Consider the following 4,646-nt stretch of genomic DNA (forward strand, 5'->3'; position numbering starts at 1 on the left):
CTGAGGTTTTAGAAGAAGAAATAGTTCAGACGCTTTTAGATATAAAAGAAGGTAAATACTCAAATATTTTAGAAGATATAGATATAGAAAAAGAATGGAAGTTTTTAGAAGAAAAAAAACAACGTTCCGGACGATCCTCTATCTACCTGTCCAGTAAGCGGGAATTCTGGACTTATGGCGTAGCAGCTTCTATAATATTATTAATCTCAATAACCTTTGTATTTAATCAAACAAACCAAAACCCCGGCTTCGAAGCCCCTATCATTGTAAATAACAATATCGAATCAGGCAGTGACAAAGTCATCCTAACCTTAGAAGACGGTTCCAAAGTCGTTTTAGAAAAAGGAACGACCTATCGAATAAATCATGTCACCAGTAATGGTGAAGAAATAATATATCTGCCTGCTGGACAGTTAGGCTTAGCAACGAACAATCAAATCACTTATAATACTTTAACCATCCCTAGGAGGTCAATTCTATATCTTATTATCTGATGGTACCAAAGTCTGGTTAAATAAATAATAGACTATGTGTCGAAAAATGCCCACACTTAATAGCTATGGTAAGAGAACTTTCAGTAAGTCTATTATATGGATTCAAAAAAATGTGTTTTATATGCAAAGATCTTATTCTATATTTGAACCACATACAACTTTTGTTCTTGACCCAGAACAAGCTTCTATAGGAGATTAATAATATATAAACAAAGGAGATAGATATGATAAACACATTAAATTTTAAAAGGCTTATTTTTTGTCTGCTAACGGCATTTGGGATAGCAATAGTAATCGTGCAGACCAAAGACGAATTTTCAAAGTTAATAGTTACTAACATTCATGGTACTCCCAAATTAGGAATGCCCCAATTAATAGTTCCAAGTTGCAATTATTATAAAATATAAGGGCATTAATTTTTGAAATAATACTAAGACATCATCTAAAGCTCATGACTAATTCAATTAAAACATTATTCAGGATTTCATTCTATTTTTTTTTAATAGTTCTAATAGCCTGTAATTACCAACGTGAAAAAAGTGATTTATTAAAAAGAACTCTAGAATTCACTATACAAGAAGCTTCCAATATGCACTTGGATGTATCTCCAGATGGACAAACCCTGTTAGTAGAATTCTTGGGAGACATCTACACTTTACCCGTAACAGGAGGTACCGCGACCCAGCATACCAGAGGAGTGGCTAATAACGCCAACCCCATTTGGCTTTCAGATGGAAATCATTTTGCCTGCCTTAATGATAGTTTGGGGGACTATGGTATTCGTATCAGTAATTTTTCTGGTCATAGTAACTATTTTCCAGGAAAATACAAATCTTCAGACATTTTCCATCATCATAGTCAAGATTCCCTATGGATAGGAGGATTACCTATCTCAATAAAAACAGGTAAAGGAGCTAAAACAGCTTTACAGAGATATATCATAGGTAGTACCCATGGTGGACAAAAATTGTATTATACAGGGTCAAAATTCTATTACACAGGGCAAGAATTCTATTATATAGGACAAAAATTGTATCATACAGGAAAAATGGGAGTTATCCAAAAGAGCACAACAACGGGTAAGGAAACCACCATTGATTCCTTGGAATATTCTGGTCTACAGGATATAAGAATAGCCCCCAATGGTAATATTATAGCCTTCAGTCGTCCTATGGCTATTGAAGGAGGAAAAGCATTTTATATAAAAAATATAAAAAATGGGATTGAAAAGTGTCTATTGGAAGCGTTTGATATATATGTAGAAGGACTCAGTTTCTCCCCCGATTCCAAATACATCTACCTGCCAGTTGGTGGCAAGATCCATCGTATAACTATTGAGACAGGAGAAAATAAAAAGATTCCTTTCACAGCAAATGTAAAAGTAGATTTAAGGCCATTAAACTACAACACTACTCGTTTAGGACATAAGCCCATTACCATGCGTTACACCCGTTCCGCTCAAACCAGTCCTAGTGGGAAACAACTCATATTCATGGCACAAAATACCATTTACATAAAAGAACTGCCTGATGGTAATCCAAAACCATTGGTAGCGCAAGACCAAAATCAATACCAACCAGCTTGGTCACCCGACGGCACAAAAATAGCCTATGTCACCTGGAGTGATCTGGCAGGTGGTGCCCTGTGGTATGTCAATGCAGATGGTAGTGCTCCAGTAAAACTTACTAACACACCCGGTCAGTACCAACGCCCCACATGGTCGCCAGATGGCAAGTTTATAGCCGTAGTACAAGGTAAACCAGAACTTGGAGACAGGGATGACCTTGGCTTGGGAGCGTTACAATATATCAGTGTAAACAATGCAAGTACAGTGACTATTGTAGACTCCATTCCCTTACGAAATCATTTATCCTTTGGTCAAAATGGGCAACGGATTAATTATAGGGCTTCCCTTCAAAAGGGAGGGAGCTATAGAATATCGGATCTTTTGGTATCCACCAAGCTTGATGGAACAGATAGGGGAATTCATACCAAAGGCATACGTTTAAGTGAATTTGAGAGCACCCTATCACCCAATGGGCGTTTTATAGCCTGTGCGGTCGATGAGGATATGTACCTGATAGATTTAAGCGAATACGATTCCACCCCCATAATCCTAGAACGCAATCAACCCTTAAAGGGTATTAAATTTGCTCGGGGTATAGACCCCGTTTGGGAGTTCAATGGGACTCTAGGCTATACCTATGCTAATACCTACTATCAAGTATACCCAGACAGTATTATTGTTAAGGCCAAAAGAGTTGCTAAGCAAATATATGGAGATAACAAATTAAGAAATAGGTCGTTGTCTATTGATAGCATCTCTGTTAAAGCCATTCCTTTAACCATAACGAAGGATACTTATTATGGTAAAGGGCAATTGGCATTTACCAATGTACGCATCATCAGCATGAAAGGCAATCAGATTATAGAAAATGGTACAGTACTTATAAAGGATGGGCGTATAGAACGTATAGGTGCCACCAAAAACATGGTCATTCCCAAAAATTACCAGACTATGGATTTAAGTGGTAAAACCATTATTCCGGGTCTAGTGGATTTGCACCTACACATGCGTATCCCTCCAGATGTGTTTCCCCAACAATCCTGGATGTTCCTAACCAATCTAGCCTATGGGGTGACTACGGCTAGAGACCCCTCGCTAAGCTATGATTCTTTCGGTTATAAAGAATTGTTGGAAACCGGACAGATGTTGGGCCCCAGATTATTTAGTGTAGGGCGTTGTGCCCGTATCAATGATGGCATGCTTACCTGTGAAAGTATAGAAGATACTCGTGAGTTAATAAAGAAAAGAACTATTATGGGCGCTACAGAAATAAAACAATATACATTGCCCACACGCCAGCAACGCCAATGGGTATTAGAGAGTTGCAGAGAAGCAGGCGTAAACATGACCAATGAAGGCACAAGAGGTCCATGGTTGTACCAACTTGGAATGATTAAAGATGGTGGTACAGGTGTAGAGCACAACCTAGATTGGGGAAACGGATACAAGGATATTGTTAGTTTTATAGCCAAATCAGGAACTTATGTGACGCCTACTTTACAAATAGCCTATTCAGAAGACGCTTATTCAGAACCCGCTAAAGAATATTTTAAATATAAATATTGGAAAAATCCAAATACTAAATTAGAGCATTTTACCAAAAGTGATGGACGTGTTCGCATAACCAGTAATGGAGCAGAATCAATCGAAACCATTATGAATGCCTCGCTTCCTAAAGATACCCTTAATCCAGATTTTATTAAACAAGCCAAGATATGTGCCCGCATTTACAATGCTGGTGGAAAAATTACATTAGGCAGCCACGGCAACAATCAGGGCATCGGCGCCCATAACGAAATGTGGGCTTTACAAATGGGAGGGCTCACCAACCACCAAGTATTGGAAATAGCTACCATAAGAGGTGCAGAAGCCTTAGGAGTCCAACAGGATATTGGCTCCATAGAACCTAGTAAGATTGCAGATTTGGTTATTCTAAACTCCAATCCTTTGGATGATATTCATAATACTAGAGATATACGGTACATCATGAAAGATGGGGTACTCTATGATGATGAAACATTAGAGACACTATGGCCTTATCAAAAACCAGCACCAATATGGAGGTATCAAGAAGAAAAAAGAAAGATTGAAAAATAAAACGAAGTACTTTATATAATTATGAAATCAAATGGTGTAGGAAATACTATAATATATATATTGAAATTAATAAAAATACTAGTAACCTGAGTTAGATGTAATCGTAGATAAAAGTCAATAAATATGCTAGATTCGACTTATAATTAACATAGACTAGCTAGCTAGTCTATGTTAATTTAAGGAAGAAGATAGTATGTTTAGTGGTTTTTAGCTTGAAGTTAGTAAAGTCTCACATGTTATAAAGAGCCTGAAACATATTTAATTAGTATAAGTGGTTTACAATTAGTGTTTTATGTATGAATTCTCGTTTTTATTAGGTCGAACTCAGGTTAGTACTGTTATTTAAAATAGTAAGTTGTAAATCTATATTTTTTAAGGAGCTCCGAGATAAACACGCCAAACCAGTATTGGATACCTTGAAAAAATGGTTGGAAAAGCAATTATATGCTGTACTTCCCGATAGTGTGACTGGCAAAGCTATGGCTTAT

Annotated in this window: 3 protein-coding genes; all 3 read left to right on the forward strand. The window is 37.0% G+C overall.

The window, feature by feature from the left end; all coding sequences use genetic code 11:
- Nucleotides 1-494 (forward strand): hypothetical protein (locus tag Q4Q35_RS08660; protein ID WP_437439740.1); only part of this gene is annotated, 494 nt, incomplete at its 5' end.
- A 46-nt stretch (nucleotides 495-540) separates the two neighbouring features.
- On the forward strand, nucleotides 541-693 hold the full coding sequence (locus Q4Q35_RS08665; RefSeq protein WP_303277572.1) for a hypothetical protein: 153 nt from the start codon (nucleotides 541-543) through the stop codon (nucleotides 691-693).
- Between the two features lie 252 nt (nucleotides 694-945).
- Nucleotides 946-4,158 carry an amidohydrolase family protein gene (locus tag Q4Q35_RS08670; protein WP_303277573.1) on the forward strand — a complete coding sequence of 1,071 codons (3,213 nt, stop codon included), beginning with the start codon at nucleotides 946-948 and terminating at the stop codon, nucleotides 4,156-4,158.
- The last annotated feature ends 488 nt before the right edge of the window (nucleotides 4,159-4,646 follow it).

Origin of the sequence: Flavivirga aquimarina, assembly GCF_030540835.1 — a bacterium.
GTDB classification, from domain to species: Bacteria; Bacteroidota; Bacteroidia; order Flavobacteriales; family Flavobacteriaceae; genus Flavivirga; species Flavivirga aquimarina.

Excerpts from the sequence above, each read along its gene's own strand:
- Q4Q35_RS08665 (WP_303277572.1), top strand. The coding sequence starts at position 541 with ATGCCCACACTTAATAGCTATGGTAAGAGAACTTTCAGTAAGTCTATT.
- Q4Q35_RS08670 (WP_303277573.1), top strand. The coding sequence starts at position 946 with ATGACTAATTCAATTAAAACATTATTCAGGATTTCATTCTATTTTTTT.